Origin of the sequence: Rhizobium sp. BIGb0125 (genome assembly GCF_024810055.1) — a bacterium.
Taxonomy (GTDB): Bacteria; Pseudomonadota; Alphaproteobacteria; order Rhizobiales; family Rhizobiaceae; genus Agrobacterium.
Map to the genome: position 1 here is coordinate 604,237 of NZ_JANUDV010000001.1, position 22,188 is coordinate 626,424.

At 55.2% G+C, this 22,188-nt stretch carries 20 protein-coding genes; 10 read left to right on the forward strand and 10 right to left on the reverse strand.

All coding sequences use genetic code 11. The features are described from left to right. Nucleotides 1–45 precede the first annotated feature (45 nt). Nucleotides 46–534 (forward strand): NUDIX domain-containing protein, encoded by a 489-nt coding sequence (locus M2418_RS02735; RefSeq protein ID WP_192488391.1) that lies wholly within the window; start codon nt 46–48, stop codon nt 532–534. Between the two features lie 9 nt (nt 535–543). Here M2418_RS02735 and M2418_RS02740 read toward each other — a convergent pair whose 3' ends face one another. Further along, complete coding sequence (locus M2418_RS02740) at nt 544–1,536, reverse strand: glutathione S-transferase family protein (RefSeq protein ID WP_259143758.1); 993 nt, start codon at nt 1,534–1,536, stop codon at nt 544–546. 296 nt (nt 1,537–1,832) lie between these two features. On the opposite strand from M2418_RS02740, the gene M2418_RS02745 reads away from it, so the two are divergent. Continuing rightward, on the forward strand, nt 1,833–2,402 hold the full coding sequence (locus tag M2418_RS02745; RefSeq protein ID WP_250981969.1) for a GNAT family N-acetyltransferase: 570 nt from the start codon (nt 1,833–1,835) through the stop codon (nt 2,400–2,402). Nucleotides 2,403–2,495: 93 nt separating this feature from the next. Here the strand turns inward: M2418_RS02745 and M2418_RS02750 are convergent, their stop codons facing one another. From M2418_RS02750 to M2418_RS02765, 4 genes are read right to left on the reverse strand one after another with little or no spacing between them, the layout of a single operon-like run. Next, nucleotides 2,496–4,565 (reverse strand): hypothetical protein, encoded by a 2,070-nt coding sequence (locus M2418_RS02750; RefSeq protein WP_259143774.1) that lies wholly within the window; start codon nt 4,563–4,565, stop codon nt 2,496–2,498. A gap of 1 nt (nt 4,566) precedes the next feature. Beyond that, on the reverse strand, nt 4,567–7,377 hold the full coding sequence (locus M2418_RS02755; RefSeq protein WP_259143783.1) for a DUF4159 domain-containing protein: 2,811 nt from the start codon (nt 7,375–7,377) through the stop codon (nt 4,567–4,569). Then, nucleotides 7,374–8,294 (reverse strand): DUF58 domain-containing protein, encoded by a 921-nt coding sequence (locus M2418_RS02760; protein WP_259143785.1) that lies wholly within the window; start codon nt 8,292–8,294, stop codon nt 7,374–7,376. Before M2418_RS02760 ends, M2418_RS02755 begins: the two co-directional genes overlap by 4 nt. 26 nt (nt 8,295–8,320) lie before the next feature. Further along, on the reverse strand, nt 8,321–9,331 hold the full coding sequence (locus M2418_RS02765) for a MoxR family ATPase (protein WP_192488397.1): 1,011 nt from the start codon (nt 9,329–9,331) through the stop codon (nt 8,321–8,323). 283 nt (nt 9,332–9,614) lie between these two features. Between M2418_RS02765 and M2418_RS02770 the strand changes: the two genes are divergently transcribed. From M2418_RS02770 to M2418_RS02780, 3 genes are read left to right on the forward strand one after another with little or no spacing between them, the layout of a single operon-like run. Next, a complete protein-coding gene (locus M2418_RS02770; RefSeq protein ID WP_259143793.1) occupies nt 9,615–10,238 on the forward strand; it encodes a DUF1285 domain-containing protein in 624 nt (207 codons plus the stop codon). Beyond that, nucleotides 10,235–10,867, forward strand: a complete 633-nt coding sequence (locus tag M2418_RS02775; RefSeq protein WP_259143799.1) for a CoA pyrophosphatase — start codon at nt 10,235–10,237, stop codon at nt 10,865–10,867. Before M2418_RS02770 ends, M2418_RS02775 begins: the two co-directional genes overlap by 4 nt. Further along, the gene (locus M2418_RS02780; RefSeq protein WP_259143807.1) at nt 10,864–12,120 is read left to right on the forward strand and encodes a CCA tRNA nucleotidyltransferase; all 1,257 of its coding nucleotides are present in this window, start codon (nt 10,864–10,866) and stop codon (nt 12,118–12,120) included. The genes M2418_RS02775 and M2418_RS02780 overlap by 4 nt, the downstream gene beginning before the upstream one ends. Before the next feature lie 4 nt (nt 12,121–12,124). On the opposite strand, the gene M2418_RS02785 is transcribed toward M2418_RS02780, so the two are convergent. The 3 genes from M2418_RS02785 to hemF form a co-directional block, all read right to left on the reverse strand. Then, nucleotides 12,125–12,310 carry a DUF1059 domain-containing protein gene (locus M2418_RS02785; RefSeq protein ID WP_192488401.1) on the reverse strand — a complete coding sequence of 62 codons (186 nt, stop codon included), beginning with the start codon at nt 12,308–12,310 and terminating at the stop codon, nt 12,125–12,127. A gap of 90 nt (nt 12,311–12,400) precedes the next feature. After that, a complete protein-coding gene (locus tag M2418_RS02790) occupies nt 12,401–12,676 on the reverse strand; it encodes a hypothetical protein (RefSeq protein WP_192488402.1) in 276 nt (91 codons plus the stop codon). Nucleotides 12,677–12,936: 260 nt separating this feature from the next. Beyond that, nucleotides 12,937–13,848 (reverse strand): oxygen-dependent coproporphyrinogen oxidase, encoded by a 912-nt coding sequence (gene hemF, locus M2418_RS02795; RefSeq protein ID WP_259143809.1) that lies wholly within the window; start codon nt 13,846–13,848, stop codon nt 12,937–12,939. 145 nt (nt 13,849–13,993) lie between these two features. Here hemF and M2418_RS02800 point away from each other — a divergent pair, with 145 nt between their 5' ends. Next, nucleotides 13,994–14,269, forward strand: coding sequence for a hypothetical protein (locus tag M2418_RS02800; protein WP_259143815.1), 276 nt, complete (start codon nt 13,994–13,996; stop codon nt 14,267–14,269). A 9-nt stretch (nt 14,270–14,278) separates the two neighbouring features. Here the strand turns inward: M2418_RS02800 and M2418_RS02805 are convergent, their stop codons facing one another. Next, nucleotides 14,279–14,737 carry a tRNA (cytidine(34)-2'-O)-methyltransferase gene (locus M2418_RS02805; RefSeq protein WP_259143830.1) on the reverse strand — a complete coding sequence of 153 codons (459 nt, stop codon included), beginning with the start codon at nt 14,735–14,737 and terminating at the stop codon, nt 14,279–14,281. Nucleotides 14,738–15,114: 377 nt separating this feature from the next. On the opposite strand from M2418_RS02805, the gene M2418_RS02810 reads away from it, so the two are divergent. Together M2418_RS02810 and M2418_RS02815 are read left to right on the forward strand one after the other, a co-directional pair. Then, nucleotides 15,115–16,980, forward strand: a complete 1,866-nt coding sequence (locus M2418_RS02810) for an ABC transporter ATP-binding protein (RefSeq protein WP_259143839.1) — start codon at nt 15,115–15,117, stop codon at nt 16,978–16,980. Between the two features lie 106 nt (nt 16,981–17,086). Continuing rightward, a complete protein-coding gene (locus M2418_RS02815; RefSeq protein WP_310503177.1) occupies nt 17,087–18,949 on the forward strand; it encodes an ABC transporter ATP-binding protein in 1,863 nt (620 codons plus the stop codon). Between the two features lie 16 nt (nt 18,950–18,965). Here M2418_RS02815 and M2418_RS02820 read toward each other — a convergent pair whose 3' ends face one another. Next, the gene (locus M2418_RS02820; RefSeq protein WP_259143852.1) at nt 18,966–19,901 is read right to left on the reverse strand and encodes an endonuclease/exonuclease/phosphatase family protein; all 936 of its coding nucleotides are present in this window, start codon (nt 19,899–19,901) and stop codon (nt 18,966–18,968) included. Between the two features lie 345 nt (nt 19,902–20,246). On the opposite strand from M2418_RS02820, the gene petA reads away from it, so the two are divergent. Both petA and M2418_RS02830 read left to right on the forward strand, forming a co-directional pair. Then, nucleotides 20,247–20,825: a ubiquinol-cytochrome c reductase iron-sulfur subunit gene (petA, locus tag M2418_RS02825; RefSeq protein WP_192488408.1), complete on the forward strand. Its 579-nt coding sequence runs from the start codon at nt 20,247–20,249 to the stop codon at nt 20,823–20,825. Between the two features lie 14 nt (nt 20,826–20,839). Beyond that, on the forward strand, nt 20,840–22,162 hold the full coding sequence (locus M2418_RS02830; protein ID WP_250981958.1) for a cytochrome b N-terminal domain-containing protein: 1,323 nt from the start codon (nt 20,840–20,842) through the stop codon (nt 22,160–22,162). Nucleotides 22,163–22,188: the final 26 nt, after the last annotated feature.

Here is a 22,188-nt window from a genome sequence, read left to right on the forward strand (position 1 = left end):
AGATCATGAAACGGAATTGTTTTTGGCCATGATCGGAAAGGCAGAATGAGCGAAAAAGGTTCCTCCGAAAAACAGAGTTTGTTGACGTGGATTGTGACACGCATCCTGCATGCGGTGTTCCTGGTAACGCGTGGCATGACAATGGGGGTGCGGGCGGCCTGTTTTGACGCACAAGGTCGGGTGTTTCTTGTGCGCCATTCCTATTTGCCGGGCTGGTATCTGCCCGGTGGCGGCGTTGAGCGCGGCGAAACAGTGATCGAAGCGCTGCACAAGGAAATTCGCGAGGAGGGCAATCTGACGGCGACCAGCACGCCGGAGATTTTCCATGTCTATTTCAACAACAAGGCCAGCAGGCGCGACCATGTTGTGCTCTACCGGTTGAATGTCGAGCAGACGGCACCACGGCTGGCGGATTGGGAAATCAAGGAAAGCGGTTTTTTTGATCCGGACAATTTGCCCGAGGATGCAACGGCGGCAACGCGCCGCCGTCTGCAGGAATTGAAGGGTGAGATCACTGTCTCGGATTACTGGTAGGCGCGGGGATTAAACCAATGCCTGCCGGTTATGTGCCATTTCAAGATTGATGGCTGGACCTACCGGAACAATGCCAGTTGGGTTGATCATCGTGTGGCTACGATAATAATGCTCCTTGATATGGCGCATATCGACCGTCTCGGCGACACCCGGTGTCTGATAGAGATCGCGCAGATAACCGCTCACATTGGGATAGTCGGCAATGCGGCGAATGTTGCACTTGAAGTGGCCGACATAAACAGCATCAAACCGCACCAGGGTGGTGAATAACCGCCAGTCAGCCTCGGTCTGGTTTGCGCCAAACAGGAAGCGTTGCTGTTTCAATCGTGCTTCCAGAATATCCAGCGTTTCAAACACCTTGATGGCGTTTTCCTGATAGGCTTCCTGCGTCGTTGCAAAACCGGCCTTGTAAACACCGTTGTTCACGGTGTCGTAGATGAGGGTATTGAGCTCGTCGATCTGCTGCTGCAACGCTTGGGGATAGAAGTCTTCTTCCGAACCTGTCAGGCCGTTAAAGGCGTTGTTGAACATGCGGATGATTTCCGCCGATTCATTGGAAACGATGGTGTTGTTCTTTTTGTCCCAGAGGACCGGCACGGTGACCCGACCGGAATAGTTTGGATCGGCTTTGACATAGACCTGCCAGAGTGTGGACGAGCCGAACAGATGGTCCTGTGTGGCGCCCGGTGTGCGGTCAGATTCAGGTTTGAACTCCCAACCGTTTTCCAGCATCAGCGGATCGACGACTGAAACGGAAATCAGATCTTCCAGCTTTTTGAGCTTGCGGAAGATCAGTGTGCGATGTGCCCAGGGACAGGCCAGCGATACGTACAGATGATAACGGTCTTTTTCCGCCTTGAAGCCACCCTTGCCGGATGGGCCGGGCTCGCCGTCTGCGGTAATCCAGTTACGAAACTGTGATGCGCTGCGCTTGAAATGGCCACGGGTTTCCTTTGTGTCATACCATACGTCTTTCCAGACACCTTCCACCAGCATACCCATGGTGCAACCTCCTGTTTCAATTTTTGACTGAGTAAAGAATAGGCTATTTTCTGATGTATTCGATACCCTAATCGTGAACACTGCGTTCTGTGCCGTTCACAATTATGATGGAAGCACGTGTTCAATAAAGGCTGGACGCTCCCCATGAATCCTGATATCAGGCAAAACCAACTTTTAGGGATTGATCGAATTCAATGACTGAACCACGGATGCTCCGACGACGCTGACGCTCTTAAACGCCTCTTAAGGCGTAGCTGTCGCTATTGTCATGTCCGCTTTTTGGTTCGGGTCTTTTAATGTCCAAGCACGATCTGGTCTACCTTACCGAGCACGCATCTCACGATGCTGCCATCGAAATCATCAACGAAGAAGCATTTGGTCCGGGCCGTCACACCCGTGCGGCAGCGCGCATTCGCGAGCAGGGACCTCATGACCGGACCTTGTCATTCATTTGTGCTGACGACGGTGAAACCATTGCCTCCGTGCGGATGACGCCGGTGCTGGCCGGTGGTGTCAAAGGACATATGTTGGGACCACTTGCCGTGCGGCCATCCCACAAGAGCATGGGCATTGGCCGGGAACTGGTGCGGATTGCTATCGAGGCGGCAAAACGCAAGGGTTCGGAAGCTGTTATCCTGATTGGTGACCCGCCTTATTACATGCCGCTCGGTTTTGAGAAGGTCAGCTATAAGGCGCTGGATTTTCCGGGGCCTGTTGATCCGAACCGGGTGCTGGTTGTTCCCCTTGGCCAAGATGTTCATGCGCGGCTGAAGGGCGTGATTGGCTGGCGGCAATGTGAAGCCGTGATGGCAATGCCGGACGCCGAAGAGGATACCTATGAGGAACCTCAAAGGGCTTTTGCCTGAGTTTACGTTCTTAACTTGAAGGATCCAACAAAAGGACTTGGCAGAGCAATCTGTCAGGTCTTTTTCTTTGATCGATATTTACTGAAACAGATATCAGCGACCTTCACGCCACCACACGGCGGCAAAGGCAAACAGCAGCACGCCCAATCCCGCAAAACCGGCAAACAGCGGCAGGGTATTCACGCCGGTCAGCACCGTTTCATTGGTCATGCTGATCAGCATGCGGTTGTTGTCGGGGACACGCACTTCACCGCGCACAGGCAAAATGTCCGGCAGGGTGAGACGGCCGTCATTGTCGGCAACGCGGTGCACGCTGCCTTTTGTTTCCCCAGCCAGCGGCGCGAGTGTTTCGGTTGTTGAAATCATCGCCTTGAATTCCGGCGCATCAACGGCACCGACATGCACCAGTGTTGTGAATTCGCCATTGGTGATTTCAAACAGGCCGGTTTCGTCCATGCGTTGTTCCAGCTTGTAAAGGCCGGGACCAGCTTCGGTAAACGCCATGGTTTCTGTTTTGCCGGATGGAAACTTCACCGTTGCTTGACCGGGATCATCGCCAATCGTCTGGCGGGTGACCTCAAGTGTGCGGCCATTGGCCCGGCCGGTGAGAGCCTCTTCTTCCAGTTCCGGCTCTTTCATCAGCCAGTGGGCAATGCGCCGGTAAAGCGACACGTGCGGGCCGCCACCTTCAAAACCACGCGCCCACAGCCAGCCCTGATCGGACAACAGCATAGCCACACGGCCTTCGCCCTGGCGGTTCAGCACAAGCAGCGGGTCTTGTCCATCGCCCAGCATCACTGTCTGGCCGGCCGGAGGATCAACACTGACGGTGCGGAACCAGCGACCCCAGGCCGGCGGTTCATCACCAGAGCCTTCAAGGCCGCGGGTGACCGGATGTTTTTTACCCGCTTCAGACAGGCGAGGGTAGAAGGCGGAATTGTGCATCTGGCCGGTCGGATTGGCTGGCAGAACGCTGGCAAGCGGCGTCAGGGCAATGGAATCCTGTCCGGCATGTTCTGGTCCCGCCGCAATCAGAAGGGCGCCGCCCTTTTCGACATATTGGGCAATGTAATCATAATACAGGATCGGCAGCACGCCGCGATGCTGGTAACGGTCGAAAATGATCAGGTCGAAATCCTCGATCTTTTCAACAAACAACTCACGGGTCGGGAAGGCAATCAGGGACAACTCGTTGATCGGTGTCCCATCCTGCTTTTCCGGAGGGCGCAGAATGGTAAAATGAACGAGGTCAACCGAAGCGTCGGATTTCAGCAGATTGCGCCATGCGCGTTCCCCGGCATGGGGCTCGCCCGACACCAGGAGCACACGCAGGTTCTGGCGAATGCCTTCAATCAGATGCACAGCGCGGTTGTTGGCTGTGGTGACTTCTCCCGGCAGTTCGGCGACCGAGAATTCCATGACGTTGTTGCCACCACGTGGCACCTTGAAATCGAACGGTGTCGGTTGTCCGGGTGTTGCCTGTACCTTTGCCAGTTCCTCGCCATTCATGCGGATGGTAACTTCTGCCGGGCCGCCCTGGCTGCGGCCGTCATCAAACACCCGGAAGGTCAGTTGCTGGTTTTCGTTGACGATGCCGAAACGCGGTGCACGAACCACCTCGATACGCCGGTCAAATTCGTCCGCCTTGCCGGTGATCAAGCCATGGATCGGTGCCTTGAAACCAAGGTCCTGACCGGGGTTTGGAATGTCATGGATCTGGCCGTCGCTGAGGAAAATGGCACCGCCAAGCCGTGATGGTGATACATCTGATATTGCGGAATTGAGCGAGGAAAATAGGCGTGTCGATGGCGTATCGCTGGTGCCATCATCCTGCACCTCGACAATGCGCGGCTCGATGCGCGGAAATCTCGACAGACGATCCTGCAACTGCGCCAGTGCGTCATCGGTCGTCTTTGTACGCTCAGCCGTATCCTGGCTTTGGGAGCGGTCAACGATGACAGGCACAATGGTGGAAAGCTGCTCACGCTCCTCCTGTGTCAGAAGCGGGTTGAGAATGGCAAGCAGCAGGGCGGCAAGCGCAATACCGCGCAGCCATGCGCCGCGCACACCACGCCACAGTCCGAGGACGAATAGCAACAGGGCTGCAACGGCGAGTATGATAATGGCAAACCACGGGAGGAAGGGAGCAAAAGTCAGTGTCATATCATTGCCCCAGTCTTTCCAGCAGGGCAGGCACATGCACCTGATCTGCCTTGTAGTTGCCGGTCAACATATACATCATGATATTCACGCCAGAGCGGAACGCATGTTCACGCTGCACTTCATCCGGAGGCACGGTTGGTAGCGAGGGCGCACCATTGTCGTCAATCGCCCATGCGCCCGCAAAATCATTGCCGGTGATCAGAATGGGTGTCACGCCATCGCCCGACGAGGACAGGCCGGACGTGGTCTTGCCGGAATCCTGGCGGGATTCGACCCATAGCGGGCTGCCGTTGTAACGGCCGGGAAAATTGGTCAGCAGATAGAATGAACGGGTCAGTACGTGATCTTCCGGTGTTGGTTCCAGCGGTGGGATGTCGATATTGGCGAGAATGGCCTGAAGGCGTTCGCCATTGGCACTGGTACCACCACCATTGCCGAGTGAGGTGAATTGGTCGCGTGTGTCAAACAGCACAGTACCCCCGGCGCGCATATAGGCATCGATGCGGGAGATCGCAGCACTGGATGGCATTGGTGCGGTGGCAGAAATCGGCCAATAGATGATCGGATAGAAGGACAATTCATCCTTTGAAATATCGAGACCAACCGGTGCACCGGGTTCCAGCGTCGTGCGCCAGGTCAGGAACTCGCTCAAGCCCTGCAGACCACGTTTTGAGATATCATCGACATCACTTTCACCCGTGATGACGTAAGCGAGGTGCGTGGTGTCGAGCCGTTCAAAAATCGCTTCATCGCCGGGTTTGGGATCATCTGCACGTGCCGTGTCCGGTGCCAGCAATGATAGTGTTGCCATGAAGGCAAGCATCACGGCAGCAGCGGAGCCTCTGGCACGGGGAAGACGGGCAAAGGCACCATTCATAAACAGCATGATCAGGCTGTCGGCGATCAGCAACAGGAATGCCGCGATGAACAGAGCGGGGCGCAGGGAGTGGGCTGTTTCGCCGATCAGCCCTTCACGCAGCACAGGCAAGTTGGCAAGCGAGGCATCCAGCGGCGCAAGTTTTGCACCTGCTGGCAAAAGGTTGAGGGCCACGAAGCCATCCTCTGTGCCGTACAGGCCGGGTGGGGTGTCGAAATTTGCGATCGGCGTCTGACCAGGACGGTTTTCCAGCGGACGTGCCGTACCGGTTTCCGTTGTTAGTGTGCCATCTGCCATCAGCAGGCGATAAGGGGCAAGGCTGCCAACGGCGCTGCCTTCTGCTGTTGCTCCGGCGGCTTTTGACAATTGTACGAGACGGCGTAGCATTTCAACGAAATGTCCAGAAATCGGCAGGTCCGACCATGTGGCTTCCGCACTAATGTGGAACAGCACGATGCGGCCAGCGCCGTTTTCACGCATGGTCACCAATGGCGTTCCATCGGCAAGGCTTGCCCAGGTCCGTTCGGCGAGATCAGGCGTTGGTTCTGCCAGCACCTGACGTTTGACCAGCACACCGTCGGCTTTCGGCATGCCTGCAAAGGCGCCAAAATTCGGGAAATCGGCAAGCGGCTGTGGTTCTGCCCATGACAGGGCGCCACCCAGAGTGCGCTCGCCCTGACGAAGGGTCACCGGTACCAGCGGGTCATCGGCGGGGGCTGCGGCAAGGCGAGGACCGGCAAAACGGATCAATGTGCCACCACGCTGTAACCAGCGTTGCAGCGGTTCATAGGTTTCGGCTGGCAGGCGGCCAATGTCAGCCATGACGATGACGGAGGGGTTAGCCTGCAGGATTTCCGGAATGGCAACCGAAAGGTCAGGCTGCCTCTGCTCGATCAGGTCCGCGTAGGGTTGCAGGGCGCGACTGATGTAAAACAATGGCAGCAGCAGCGGCTGGAAGTCGCTGCCGGTATCGCCGGCAAGCAGTGCGACACGGCGACGGCGAAAACCATCATCCAGCAAATGCACGGAACCTGCTGTGGTCAGTCCTTCAATCGAAAGACGGGCAAAATCGTTACGCAATTCGAAAGGCGCTTCGATGGTGCCGGTTGCCTCATCAGCACCAGTGGCGAAAGCTGCTGTTCCAGTGCCAAGTGTGCGGCCCTGACTATCCTGCGCATTCACCGTCAGATTTTCGGCATCTGTCGTATTCAGGCGGGCAATGGAAAGCGACATGGAATCGGCGCCGTTGGTAGCGGAGGCAATGGCGGAGATCTGCTTGCCGTCACCTTCGATCAGCCGCAGTTCCGAAGGCGAGAGGCTGGCAAGATCAGCCAGTGCATCCTGATCCGTTGGCGTTGCAATGCCATCGGCGACAAAAACCAATGTGCCGGGCGAGGTGCCGTTCAATGCCTCGGTCACGGATTCTGCGGTCTTGAACCGGTCTGGAACCAGGGGCCGCGGTTTTGCAGCGGCCAGTTTTTCGCGCGCCACGGCCGCGGTTGTCGGCACGGCGTCATTGCTGGTTTCGGCGGTAAAGCTGATCGACACCGGCACATCGGCCCGCTCGGCATCGTCTATGATCGCCGATACGGTCTGCACGCGGCGTTCCCAGTCAATGGAGGTCGCCCAGCCATTATCGACCACCAACACCAGCGGACCACCACTGGCCACGGACGTGTTGCGCGGGTTAAGGACGGGATCGGCCAGTGCCAGAATGACCAAGGCCGCCAGAACCATGCGCAGCAAGGTTAGCCACCAAGGACTTTGCGACGGCGTTTCCTCACGTTTCAATACCGTGGCAAGGATTTTGAGTGGTGGAAAGACCTCCGCCTTGGGGCGTGGAGGCGTCAGCCGCAACAGCCACCAGATGGCGGGCAGGGCAGCGAGACCAATGAGAATATAGGGATTGGTGAACAGGAAAGGCAGGGCGCTCATGTGCGACCTCCACCAACGGCACCGGCCGGAGAACCGGACAGATACATGTGCATCGTCACCAGCGCTTCGGATGCCAGATGGTCGGTGCGGTGAAACACAAAATTCCAGCCCATACGACGCAGTGCCGAACCAAGCGCATCGCGTCGGGCGAAATAGGCGCGGGTATAGTCCTGCTTGATGGTTTCGGCGCGACCTGACACCAGCTTTTCACCGGTTTCGGGATCGGAAAATTCGGTTCTGCCGCTGTAGGGGAAGGTCTCTTCTGCGGGGTCTGCAATTTCCACCACATGCCCGCGCAAACCGCGGCGTGCCAAGGGCGAAATACGCTCCATGACGTTTGCCGCATCATCCAAGAAGTCGCCGATCAGCACAATATCGCTTGCACCCTTGATCATGTTGGTTTCCGGCAAGCCGCTAGTCATTGGCGCATGCATGAGGGCAGCGGCCAGTCGTTCGGCGGCGTTGCGCGCCGAGACCGGTTCCATGATGCCGGGACAACCGATCCGTTCACCGGAGCGGGCCAGAATTTCCGCCAATGCCAGCATCAGCACCAATGCGCGGCTTTCTTTCGATACCGGTGACAGTGTCGACTTGAACATCATTGATGGTGACAGGTCGGCCCACAACCAGATTGTATGGGCTGCTTCCCATTCCCGGTCACGCACATAGGTATGATCGTCACGGGCCGAGCGGCGCCAGTCGATGCGCGACAGGCTTTCACCCTCGGCATAGGGGCGGAACTGCCAGAAGTTTTCGCCGATGCCGCGTTTGCGGCGGCCATGCCAGCCGGCAATTACGGTGTTGGCAATGCGTTTGGCTTCCACCATACAATCCGGCACCAGACTTGCGCGCTGGCGCGCGCGTGCCAGAACCTCGGGGCCCGGGGTCTTCTCGACGATCTGACCAATGGATGCCACTTGCGCTCCTTTTCTGCCCCTAAGGGTCAGCCTTTGGCTTGCGCCACAAGTCCTGCAATTACATCACGAACCGACATACCCTCGGCTCTGGCAGCGAAGGTCAATGCCATGCGGTGTTCCAGTACTGGTTCCGCAAGGGCATAAACATCGTCCAGCGACGGCGCGAGACGGCCTTCGTAAAGCGCACGCGCACGCGCCGTCAGCATCAGCGACTGGCCGGCACGTGGGCCTGGACCCCAGGCGACATTCTTGTCGGTCAGTGCATTGCCGTGACCGGGACGTGCCGAACGCACTAGTGACAGGATGCCATCAACAACCTTGTCGCTGACAGGCATCTGGCGAATGAGGGTCTGGATTTCTATCAGGCGTTCCGCGTCAATCACGCGGCGTGCTTCACCTGATGTGGTGCCGGTGGTGTCGAGCAGGATCTGGCGCTCGGCGGCAAGGTCCGGATAATCAACGTCGACTTGCAGAAGGAAGCGGTCAAGCTGGGCTTCTGGAAGTGGGTAGGTGCCTTCCTGCTCCAGTGGGTTCTGGGTGGCCAGAACGTGGAATGGTTTGGGCAAATCATAACGTTGGCCCGCGACGGTAATGTGGTATTCCTGCATGGATTGCAGCAAAGCGGACTGGGTGCGCGGGCTGGCGCGGTTGATTTCGTCGGCCATCAAAAGCTGGGCAAAGACCGGACCCTTGATGAAACGGAAAGAGCGGCGCCCGCTCTCATCTTGGTCCATCACTTCCGAACCGACAATATCTGACGGCATGAGGTCGGGTGTAAATTGGATACGATTGGCATCAAGGCCAAGTGTCGTGCCAAGCGTCGTCACCAGCTTTGTCTTGGCAAGGCCGGGAACACCGACCAGCAGCGCGTGGCCACCAGACAAAATGGCGAGCAAGGTATTCTGGACGACTTTTTCCTGACCGAAAATGACCTTGGAAACATCAGCCCGGATGGCTGCAATATCTGCCAGCGCCTTTTCGGCTGCCGCGATAATCGCCTTTTCATCGAGGGCTTCGCTGGTGTTCATCATGCCCATGTCGCTCTCCTCAACATTTTCATCGAACCGTTCGGCTCATCCTGCGGTTCCGGCGAATCGTGGCTTTAAATCACGTTTCGGTTCATCATATCCAAGTAACGTGCTGTAAGTCATTGTTTTATCGTACACCGTGACCGCAAAACCGCCGCACGCTGTTACGCGGCATACTTTAAGACAATTTCTGCACTGCATATAGCTTATTGCCATCCTGACGGCTGACAAGCATGTTTCAAATGACTATCTCGTTACTCATGTTCCATTACGTGTAAAGCGGGACTCGAATATGGCAAGCGAAACGATAAATTCGGCGAAAGATGCGGCAGGTCTTGCTGCCCTGATTTCTCGCGCAGCTGAGCAAACCGGTGATAAACCACGTGGGCCGGCCCCAGTGGAGCGCTGGAATCCACCATTTTGTGGTGATCTCGATATGGAAATCAGGGCGGATGGCACCTGGTTTTATATGGGCACGCCCATTGGCCGTGCGCCGCTGGTACGGCTGTTTTCCACTGTTTTGCGAAAAGACGAAGATGGTAAAACATATCTTGTGACGCCTGTGGAAAAAGTCGGCATCAAGGTGGTGGATGCACCGTTTCTTGCCGTCGAGATGATGGTGACGAAAGAGGGTGGTAAACAACAACTGACATTCCGGACCAATGTGGGGGATGTGGTGGCTGTTGGAAAAGATAATCCGCTCCGTTTTGAAATCCACGGTGAAAATCACGAATTGAAACCCTATCTGCTGGTGCGAGGACGACTTGAAGCCCTTGTTTCAAGAGCGGTTATGTATGATCTGGCAGCACTAGGAGAGGCGATGGACATCGACGGTACCGAGATGTTCTGCGTTCGATCAGGTGACGATGTTTTTCCAGTCATGCCGATGAATGAACTGGATATGTTGTCGAAATGAGTGATGTGATGCAGTTTTCCGCGGGCGAATTTCGCCGTCGCGTGCTCTCAATGAATGAAGACGCTTTCGAGACGGCGGGCGTGAATGGCGACCACCGTTTGAACCCTGCCGTGCGCTTTTCCATTGATGGCGTCAAACTGAAGGATGCGGCAGTGCTGGTGCCTGTCGTCGATGATGGCAATGAGGCGCGGGTGATTTTTACACAGCGCACGTCGACGCTGCGCAAACATTCCGGGCAGATAGCCTTTCCCGGTGGCGGTATCGATGAAGAAGATGAAAATGCCGAAATTGCTGCGCTGCGGGAGGCTGAAGAAGAAATAGGGCTGCAACGTTCATTTGTCGAGCCGTTGGCCGTTTTACCGGATTACGTGTCCGGCACGGGTTTCCGCATCAAGCCTGTTCTGTCTGTTGTAAAACCCGGTTTTGATCTGATCCTCAACCCGGCAGAGGTTGATGAGGTATTTGAAGTACCGCTGTCTTTTCTGATGAATCCCGACAATCACGTGCTTGCCAGCCGGATGTTTCAGGGCCATGAGAGGCACTTCTACGAGATGCCCTATGGCGAACGTTATATTTGGGGCATTACGGCGGGTATCGTCCGCATGATTTATGAAAGGCTATACGCATGAACAGCATTGCCGGGCAGGACTGGTTTTCCAAACCGGCCCTTCAGCGCATTCTTAGTCTGCTGAACGCTGATGGCGGCGAGGCAAGGATTGTGGGGGGCGCAATCCGCAATGCTCTTATGGATATGCCGGTTGGCGATATCGATATTGCCACGACATTGCTGCCGCAGGATGTGGTGGAACGGGCGAAGGATGCGGGAATCAAATCCGTCCCGACAGGCATTGAGCATGGCACCGTCACGTTGGTTCTGGAGGGGGAAGGTTACGAGGTAACCACCCTGCGCCGCGACGTGGCGACTGACGGCCGACGTGCTGATGTTGCCTTCGGCACCGACTGGCAGGTTGATGCCGAGCGCCGAGACCTGACAATCAACGGCCTTTATGCCGATGTCGAAGGCAACATTATCGACCTGATCAATGGTCTGCCAGACATTGAGACTCGAACCGTGCGCTTTATTGGCGATGCGGCAACCCGGGTGGCAGAAGACTATCTGCGTGTACTGCGCTTCTTCCGGTTTTTTGCCTGGTACGGGTCCGGTCGTCCAGATGCGGACGGGCTCCGGGCAAGCGCACGTGCCAAAGATAAGCTGTCGACCCTGTCGGCCGAGCGTGTTTGGAGCGAGTTGAAGAAACTGTTGTCAGCACCGGATCCGTCGCGTTCGCTTTTGTGGATGCGGCAGTCTGGCGTCCTGGCGCAGGTGCTGCCGGAGACGGAAAAGTGGGGCATCGATTCTATCCATGGCCTCGTTGCTGCCGAGCAGTCTTTGAATTGGTCGGTCGACCCGTTGATACGCCTTGCCGCGATTATCCCGCCTGACGTGGCAAGAGTTGAAGCCATGGCCAGCAGGCTGCGGATGTCGAAAAACGAAACCAACCGGCTGTTGTTGTGGGCGGGTGCCCAGACACCGGACGCTACCATGGCAGAAACGGCACTTGATCGTCTACTTTATCGGCAGGGTAAGGATGGGGTAGTGATGCGGCTGAAACTTGCGCTGGCTGCGGCCCGTGCTGATGTGTCGGCGGGTGAAGAGGCGATGCGCAAAGTCGCCCGACTATCGACGCTCAACAATCGAGCAAACGCGTTTGTCAAGCCGGCCTTTCCGTTGACCGGTGCCGATGTGCTGGCAGAAGGCGTTGCTGCAGGACCGCGTGTGGGCGAGGTCCTTTCTGCGCTGGAAGACAAGTGGGTTGAGGTCAACTTCTCACTTGACCGGGCGGCATTGACCGCCCGATTGAAAACCATGCTGCAGGATTAAAAAGTCAGGCCGCGTTCGCTTCGCTGCGAATACGCGCCTTGATGTTCTCAACCATGTTTTCACGAATAATCGTTTCACCATGAGCGGTGCGCATGTGCTCAACTGTACGGCGCACCACTTCGGCGTCGTCGTCGGCACGTGTGTGCCATGCGCAACCTGGCACCAGTGTGCCACATTCAAATAGTCGCATTTTGAAACTCCCTGTTCAAAAGGCAGGGAAGAAAGCCAGATTTTTAGCCCTGCCTATTATGTAACGAGCTGTTACCGGTTATGTTCCGGCTTACTCAGGCATCGCCCAGCATTGGAAAACCGATGGGCTGCACATGGATGATACGCGAGTAAGTCCCTCGTCATCATTTGCCGCCACCAGTGCTTCCGGATTGATGTCGCCGGAAAGGGTGCGTTTGACCTGCTCCACATAGAACGCATGTGGCAGATCACGATCACCGCTTGCGCGGAGTTCCGTCGCAAGACGATCAATCAATTCAGGTGTTTCGATTGAATGTGGTTGGGCTTTGGGGGACGCGGACAACTGCATGCTGTTTGAAGTAATCATGACGATAGCTCCTCCAGTACGTCTGGCTGGAGACTAACACCACTCATGCATTTCATTAACCCCTAATTATAGGGGTTTCGGTGAAATATTCGTGAAGATTAATATTATGACTGCCACCAAACCAGCGTGCGCCATTTTGGTGCTCCATACAGCTCTGGAGCACTCATAAAGGGTCGATTGACGAGCCTGTTTTTGCTACCCGTTTCAGGTCATTGTTATCGTGGTTTTTCGCCGACACGCCGGTCGTTTCAGCGAAGATTTTATGGCCAGCGGACGACCGGTGGCAGGGACGACAGGATGGATTCCACATTGCCACCGGTTTTTAGTCCAAAAAGTGTGCCGCGGTCGTAGAGCAGATTGAACTCCACATAACGGCCACGCTGGATCAGCTGCTCGTCACGATCATTTTCCGTCCATGGCGTATTGAAATTGCTGCGTACAATCTTCGGGTAAACCAGATTGAAGGCGCGACCGACATCCTGAACAAACGCGAAATTGGCATTCCAGTCGCCTTTTTCCTCATCCGGGTGTAGCCAGTCGAAAAAAATGCCGCCAATACCGCGTGCTTCATTGCGATGTTTGACGAAGAAATAGTCGTCGCACCACTTCTTATAATGTGGGTAATCTGCAACCGGATGGCGGCGACAGGTGATTTCCATGGCTTTGTGGAAAAGCTGGCTGTCGCCATCTTCCTGCGTGCGCCGGCGTGCCAGCATGGGCGTCAGGTCTGCACCACCACCGAACCAGTGACTGGATGTGACCACCATGCGGGTGTTCATATGCACAGTCGGCACGTTGGGATTGACCGGGTGGGCAATGAGCGAAATGCCGGACGCCCAGAAGGTTGGATCTTCCTCGGCGCCTGGGATCTGCGAACGGAAATCTGGCGAAAATTCGCCGTGCACCGTTGAGGTGTGTACGCCGACCTTTTCAAACACGCGGCCTTCCATCATCGACATGCGGCCACCGCCGCCAGCACCGCCTTCGCGCTGCCAGTCCTTGGCGACGAAGTAACCCGGTTCCTGGTCAGAAAGCGGTCCCTGAAGTTCGCGTTCCAGGTTTTCAAAGGATGCGCAGATGGTGTCGCGCAGGCTTTCAAACCAGGCGCGTGCCGCTTCCTTCTTGTCCTCAATGTCTTCTGGCAAGCCCTTGGGCATTTGCGGCCGGTCCATGTCCGCTCTCCTGCATGTTTTGCGCGCGAACGCCTGACGTTGATTCGCCTTTATTGTCGCCGCTTTATCAGGCGCGAGGCTTGCGCACAATTTCGACTCGCCAATCGCCTTTCGCCAGAATATCCTATTGGCAGAGGTGAATGTCATGACGAAATTTACCGGACCGCCACCGCTGGACGGCCTAAAACGGCGTATTAACGCCCATCGCAGGGAACAAGCCCTTGTCGGGGAGTGCGCAAAAAAACACGGCATGTTCGTGCGCCAGACATTTTGTCTCACCCGCGAGGACGCTCGCGCCAAGGCGCGTGAATGGTTCGACGCCTTTCCCAAAGCAGCTTACTGGACAGAGGTGGAAAGCTGGCGCCAGCTGGAAGGGGATCGCATTGAATTTACCATGCGTCGCCTGCCGTCTGCCGACTGACCGTCAGACTTAAAACCCGACCTGACGCAACACTTCGCCTGTTATCATGGCGGCCGACATGGCAACGTTGATGGAACGTTGACCTTCGATCATTGGAATGATGATGCGTTCATCGGCCTTGTCATGCACATGATCAGGCACCCCCGCACTTTCGCGGCCAAACAACAGAATATCGTCTGGCTTGTATTGGATGTCTGTATAGGGAAGGGCAGCCTTGGTGGAGGCGAGAACCAGACGGCGTCCAGTGGTTGCCCGCCACTCTTCAAAATGTGTCCAGCTGATATGGCGCGTCAAAGCAGCAACGGCCAGATAGTCCATGCCGGCACGTTTGAGGTTGCGGTCGGAAATATCAAAACCGGCTGGTTCAATGATGTCGATGGCAATGCCAAGACAGGCGGAAAGTCTCAGGATCGTTCCTGTGTTGCCGGGAATATCGGGTTGATAAAGGGCGATCCTGATGTCGGGCATGTGTTTTCCAATTGCAAGAATTGCGAGGCGGTTACCACGACAGATTGTGCCTGAAAAGCCACAACCATTCAGTGGGGCAGTGTCATATTGACGGAGCGTGTCTCGTGGCCCCTAGGCAGACAACGTTTTTTGATTTAAAAGGTGGCATCTTCAACGCCAAAAAGGGAGGTTCACCATGAATATATCTGTTCGCCGTCACCTTCCGTTTCCCGTGGGCTTTCTTCGAGCCTAGGCGTTAACGCGGAACTTACGCGGTTTCTCACTCTTTTCAGTATCGTCATGTGGCTGTCGTGGCCGCATTCCATGATTTTCCCGTTCGCGGTCCCGGTTTTCTCCGTGAGTTCGCATTTCGGGTGCATTTTCTTCGGAGCTTGGCCATGTTCGGCTGGTTTGAAAAACGTCTTGATCCATTTCCCTCTTCGACGCCGGTGGCTCCGGCTCCGAAGTTGCTGCCCTTTCTGTGGCATTATACAAAACCGGCTGCACCCTGGCTGCTGTTGCTTGGCTTGATGTCGATGGGCATCGCCATTGCCGAGGTCATGCTCTACCAATTTTTGGGTAACATTGTTGACTGGCTGGCAACGGCGAACCGCGAGACATTCCTTCAGGATGAAGGCTGGCATCTGATCGGCATGGCCGCACTTGTGTTGATTGCCCTGCCGCTGATGGGTGCCTTGCACACCATGACCATGCACCAGACCTTGGCCGGTAACTTTGGCATGATCGCCCGCTGGCAGATGCATCGGTTCCTGCTGCGCCATTCCATGACTTTCTTTGCAAACGAGTTTGCAGGACGTGTGTCGACCAAGGTCATGCAGACGGCGCTTGCGATCCGTGAAGTGGCACTCAAGGTCATCGATGTGTTCGTGTATGCGATCAGCTTTGTTGTTTCGATGCTGTTTCTAGTTGCCGCGGCAGACATTCGTCTGGTGCTGCCGCTGCTTGCATGGCTTTGTTTCTACATTCTTATTCTGGTGTATTTCGTTCCAAAACTGGGGCGTTTGGCCAAGGAACAGGCTGATGCGCGTTCGTTGATGACCGGCCGTATCGTCGACAGCTACACCAATATTTCGACGATCAAGCTGTTTTCTCATGCTGGCCGTGAAGAGGTTTATGCACGTGATGGCATGAACATGTTTCTGGAAACCGTGCATCGCCAGATGCGCAAGATTTCCGGCTTCAACATTCTCATCGATCTCAACAATGCCTTTGTGTTGTTTTCGACCGCCAGCCTCGGGCTTTATTTCTGGCTGAATGGTTCGGTGACGACAGGTGCTGTTGCCGTGGCGATCGGTCTTTCCATGCGCGTTAATGGCATGTCGCAATGGATCATGTGGGAAGTGACATCGCTGTTTGAAAACATAGGTACTGTCTATGACGGCATGGGCATGATGACCAAGGCGCATGACATCGTCGACAAGGCAGATGCGCCTGCATTGGCAGCACCAAAAGGTGCCATCAGCTATGAGCATGTGCAGTTCCATTACGGAAAGGCACGGGCTGAAGGGACAAAGGGAGTTATCGACAACCTGACGCTGGATATTCGTGCCGGTGAAAAGGTTGGTCTTGTCGGTCGTTCCGGCGCCGGTAAAACCACGTTGATGAACCTGCTTCTGCGCTTCTATGATCTTGAAGACGGACGCATCACCATTGACGGACAGGATATCTCCACCGTCTCGCAGGACAGTCTGCGTTCGTTAATCGGTGTGGTGACGCAGGATACCTCGCTTCTTCACCGTTCGATCCGTGACAACATTGCTTACGGTCATCCGGGGGCAACGGATGCGCAGATCATCGAGGCGGCAAAACGCGCCAATGCGTGGGATTTCATCGAAACGCTGGAGGACATGCATGGTCGCACCGGTCTCGATGCGCAGGTGGGTGAACGTGGTGTCAAGCTTTCGGGCGGTCAGCGGCAGCGTATCGCTATTGCCCGTGTGTTCCTGAAGGATGCTCCGATCCTCATTCTGGACGAGGCGACATCGGCACTCGATTCCGAGGTGGAAGCTGCCATTCAGGAAAACCTGTTTGCCTTGATGCAGGGCAAGACGGTTATTGCGATTGCTCACCGGCTTTCGACACTGACAGAAATGGACCGGCTGATCATTCTGGATCGCGGCCATATCGTTGAGGCTGGATCGCATGGCGAATTGGTTGAAAAAGGCGGCATTTATGCCGACCTTTGGCAACGCCAGTCCGGCGGCTTCATCCAGGACAATGATGACGACGTTGCTGCGGAATAACGAACAAAAGGGCGGGGCATTCCCCGCCCTTTTGTATTTGATCATTACCAAAATATAAGGTGGCAGGCTGCTTTGCGTCTTCGTGGAAAAGGCCTATATCCGTGACATGGTGATTTCGAAGCTTTTCAACTTTTTCGAGAACTGGATCCAGCCTTTCGCCCGAAAGGATGATCTGAGGCCACCTGAAACCACATCCGGTTTTATCTGGTTTTATATTTCGCAGGCCAAGGCACCCTTCATTGCCATGCTGATTCTCGGCGGAATGACCGCGGCCATTGAGGCTGCGTTATTCTGGTTCGTCGGGCGGCTGGTGGATGTGCTTGCCAGTGTCAAACCCGGCGACGGCTGGGCAGGATTATTAAGCCAGCATGGCCCCGAACTTGTCGGCATGCTGGTGTTGATCGCCGTGGTGCGGTTTGTTGTTGCTTTGCTGACTGCGCTGACCGACCAGCAGATTATCACGCCAGGTTTCTACAATCTGGTGCGTTGGCAATCCTACATGCATGTCGCACGGCAATCGCTGAGCTTTTTCCAGAATGACTTTTCCGGACGAATCGTCACCAAGGTCTGGTCGGGCGGGCAGGCGACGGGTGACCTAGTGACGTCGCTGATGGAAAGCGTGTGGTTCGTTGGCATTTATTCCGTTTCGACCCTCGTCCTTATTGGTGGGCTGGACTGGCGTCTGGCGGCGGTAATCTTTGTCTGGGTTGGTGTGTTTTCGCTACTGGCGCGTTATTTCGTGCCGCGTATCCGCTACCATTCCAAGGAAACGGCCGAAGCGGCCTCGATGCTGAGTGGTCGCATGGTTGATGCCTATAGCAACATCCAGACGCTGCGCCTGTTTGGTCGTGACGATGCCAATGACCGTTACATGCGGCAAGGTTTTGATATTTTTCAGCAGACAACGCTGATGTTCACACGCTTCATCACCGGTGTCAGAGCGTCGATGGCTTTGCTTTCCGGTGTGATGATCACCTCCATGGCGGCTCTGTGTATAGACCTGTGGCTGGATGGGCGGATCAGTTCTGGTGCGGTTGCGTTCACGCTGGCACTGGTGTTGCGCCTTAACTTCCTGCTTGGTCGTTTGATGACGCAGTTTAACGGCATCATGCGCAACTTCGGCACCGTGCAGAATGCTGCGGAATTGATTTCCAAACCGATCGATCTCGTCGATGCGCCAAATGCAACCGAGCTTGTGGTGCGTCGTCCTGAAATCAGCTTTGATAACGTCTCCTTCCATTATGGAAACGGAAAATCGGTGATCGACAAGCTCAACCTTTCGGTTGCAGCCGGTGAGAAGGTTGGCATTGTTGGTCGCTCTGGTGCCGGTAAATCGACACTCGTCAATCTTCTCTTACGTTTCTACGACATCGAAAGTGGCCGCATCCTTATTGATGGGCAGGACATTTCAGAGGTGACGCAGGAAAGCCTGCGTGCCCATATCGGCATGGTGACGCAGGACACGTCACTGCTGCACCGTTCGATCAGGGAAAACATCATGTTTGGCCGCACCGACGCGACCGAGGCGCAATTGGTGGAGGCTGTACGGCGCGCAAAATCTGATGATTTTGTTGCACGTTTGGAAGATCAGCGTGGACGGCGCGGGTTTGATGCGCATGTCGGTGAACGTGGCGTGAAATTGTCAGGTGGTCAGCGTCAGCGTATCGCCATTGCGCGGGTGATGCTGAAAGATGCGCCGATCCTTGTGTTGGATGAAGCGACCTCTGCCCTGGATTCCGAGGTGGAAGCGGCAATCCAGAGCAATCTCGATGATTTGATGCAGGGTAAGACCGTTCTTGCGATTGCCCATCGTCTCTCGACAATCGCGGCGCTCGACCGGCTGATTGTCATGGACAATGGCCGCATCGTGGAGCAGGGCACACATAATCAGCTGATCGGGCAGGGCGGGCTTTACGCGACACTCTGGCAGCGCCAGTCAGGTGGCTTCCTTGCCGCCGATGTCGGTTGACGACGCCTCGCGCCGATTATTGTTTTTGAATGATGAATTCTGCCTCGAGGCCAAAATGGTTGGATCCCATGGCATCTGGCAGGCGCTTCAAGCTGGTCATTGTTGCTGGAGCGCGGGCATAAATATGGTCGATCGGAATGCCGAATTTACCGGCCTCGATCGGCCATGTTGCCGGTTCGAAGTTGGAGATGCGCAGATTGTTGGCTTGCTGGAAACGACGCATATCTGGCGCGATGCTGGATGAGTTGAAGTCTCCTCCAACAATCAAAGGACCCTTTAAGGCCCTTATGATTTTTGAGGCGGCAAACAGTTCTTCCTCGTGATAATCGTCATAATATGGCTTCGTGACGTGCAAGGCGACCAGATTGATGGTTGTGTCATGGACCGTAACCCTTGCGACCGCCATGCGATCGCGGCGTAAATCGCTCAAGGTAATGAATTTTGCGCCTTCCAGCGGATATTTTGAAAACACCAGAAGATCGCATGTTTCCGTGTCGACCCTGCACCCCATTCGATAGGGATAGGTTTTCGCAATTCGAGACAGATAAGGTGCAAGCGGTCTGCCTTCCATGACGTATATGACGTCGGCGCCGGAATTGGAGAGAAATTCCGCGATGCTTTTGCCATTGCGGTAATTTTCGCCCAAGACATTGAAAGAAATCAGCTTGAAGGGTTGGCCAGCAACGGTTTCGCCGGCTGGCGCAACGAATTCATACCGTAGAACCGCGGCATGCGCGGTGATTGCGATGGCCCAGACAAAAAGCAACAACAGGTAACGGCTTCTCAAAACGACAAATAGCACAATGGCTGCGAGTGCGCCGACGATGCCGATGTGAAGCTGGAAGCTGTAGGTGAATGAAAAAAGCCAGTGATCCCTGACGTAACGAAGACTTCCGGCGAAAAGAAATAGGGTCAGTAAAACAGAAAAAATGCAGGTTAGCCGTGTTTTCATCAATCATTCCGAGCCGCAGCGACAAGCGACTGTTGTTAACATGGGGTATGCATGGGCACAATCACGGGCGGAGGAAGTGAAGCGTCTGATTCGTCAGCTGAAGACCCGATGTCATGGCATGAGAACGACAGTGGCCTAAATAATGCTCTGTGAGGGTGGAATTACGGCCGTATTGTGGTGTTCCCTCTTGCCAAAGGTTGGGATATTTTGCGATCAAACAATTATGCGTGAATTCGATTGGCGCATATTGGCCAGGACTTTTTGGGATGGAGTTGTCTTGGATCAAATAGCAGTGGGAGGAATCATGCGATTTTCGGCACATTTAGCGCAGAGGATGGTGTAGCGGTGAGCGAACACGTAACAAATAATCATGCGTCGGGTGAACCCACTCGTCGCGATTTTCTTTATCTAGCAACTGGTATGGCGGGTGTTGTCGGGGCTGCGGCTGTTGCATGGCCGTTCATCGACCAGATGCGTCCAGATGCATCGACGTTGGCTCTTGCTTCTATTGATGTTGATGTTTCCAGCCTCGAACCCGGCATGTCGCTCACTGTAAAGTGGCGTGGCAAGCCTGTGTTCATCCGTAACCGTACAGAAAAGGAAATCGAAGAGGCAAAGGCCGTTGCGCTTGCTGACCTCAAGGATCCTGTTGCGCGTAATGCCAACGTTGCTGCCGACGCGCAGGCAACGGATGTTGACCGCTCTGCTGGTGAAGGAAAGGAAAACTGGATCGTGATGATCGGTTCCTGTACCCATCTTGGTTGCGTTCCGCTCGGTCAGGCTGGCGATTTCGGCGGGTGGTTCTGTCCCTGCCATGGTTCTCATTACGATACGGCGGGCCGTATTCGTAAAGGCCCAGCGCCTGAGAACCTGCATATTCCGACGTTTGCTTTTGCATCCGATACCGTCATCAAGATCGGATAAAGGGACAGAATATTATGAGTGGTCATTCCAGTTATCAGCCGTCCACCGGCTTAGAAAGATGGATCGATTCCCGGCTGCCGCTGCCGCGTTTGATCTATGACAGCTTTGTCGCTTATCCGGTTCCGCGCAACCTGAACTATGCCTACACTTTTGGTGCTATGCTTTCGGTTATGCTGATCGTGCAGATCCTGACCGGCGTTGTGCTGGCCATGCATTATGCCGCCGAAACAACGGTTGCCTTTAACTCCGTCGAGAAGATCATGCGTGACGTCAACCACGGTTGGCTGTTGCGTTACATGCACGCCAACGGCGCGTCGTTCTTCTTCATTGCCGTTTATCTCCATATTGCCCGTGGTCTCTATTACGGTTCCTACAAGGCGCCACGCGAAATCCTCTGGATTCTCGGCTGTGTCATCTACCTCCTGATGATGGCAACCGGCTTCATGGGTTACGTTCTGCCTTGGGGTCAGATGTCCTTCTGGGGCGCTACCGTTATCACCGGCTTCTTCACAGCCTTCCCGCTGATCGGTGAATGGTTGCAGCAGTTCTTGCTTGGCGGCTTTGCCGTTGACCAGCCAACGCTGAACCGCTTCTTTGCGCTGCACTATCTGCTGCCATTCATGATTGCAGGTGTTGTCATCCTGCACGTATGGGCGCTGCACGTTACGGGCCAGACCAACCCGACCGGTGTTGAAGTCAAGAGCAAGACCGATACGGTTCCGTTTACACCTTATGCAACGCTCAAGGATGCATTCGGCGTTTCCGTCTTCCTGATCGTCTATGCCTGGTTCATCTTCTACATGCCGAACTATCTCGGCCATCCGGACAACTACATTCCCGCTGATGCCCTGAAGACACCGGCACACATCGTTCCAGAATGGTACTACCTACCGTTCTACGCCATGCTGCGTGCGATCACCTTCAATGTCGGCCCGATCGATTCCAAGCTCGGTGGCGTTCTGGTGATGTTCGGTGCGATCATCGTTCTGTTCTTCCTGCCTTGGTTGGATACATCGAAGGTTCGTTCGGCTGTGTACCGTCCATGGTACAAGATGCTGTTCTGGGTCTTCGTCGTAAACGCCATCTTCCTTGGCTGGCTCGGTTCGCAGCCTGCTGAAGGCAGCGGCTTGATCGGTCTGATCTTCGGTGGCGATCTGAAGGGCAACTATGTTGGCTTCTCTCAGCTGGGTACCCTTTATTATTTCGGTTTCTTCCTGGTGATCATGCCGGTTCTGGGCCTCGTGGAAAAACCACGGCGTATTCCGAATTCGATTACGGAAGCAGTGTTGGAAAAGAGTGGTAAAACCGCTTCCGCTCCAGCGTCTGCCCAGGCGTAACGGTGGCGACAGAGAGGAATTGAAAT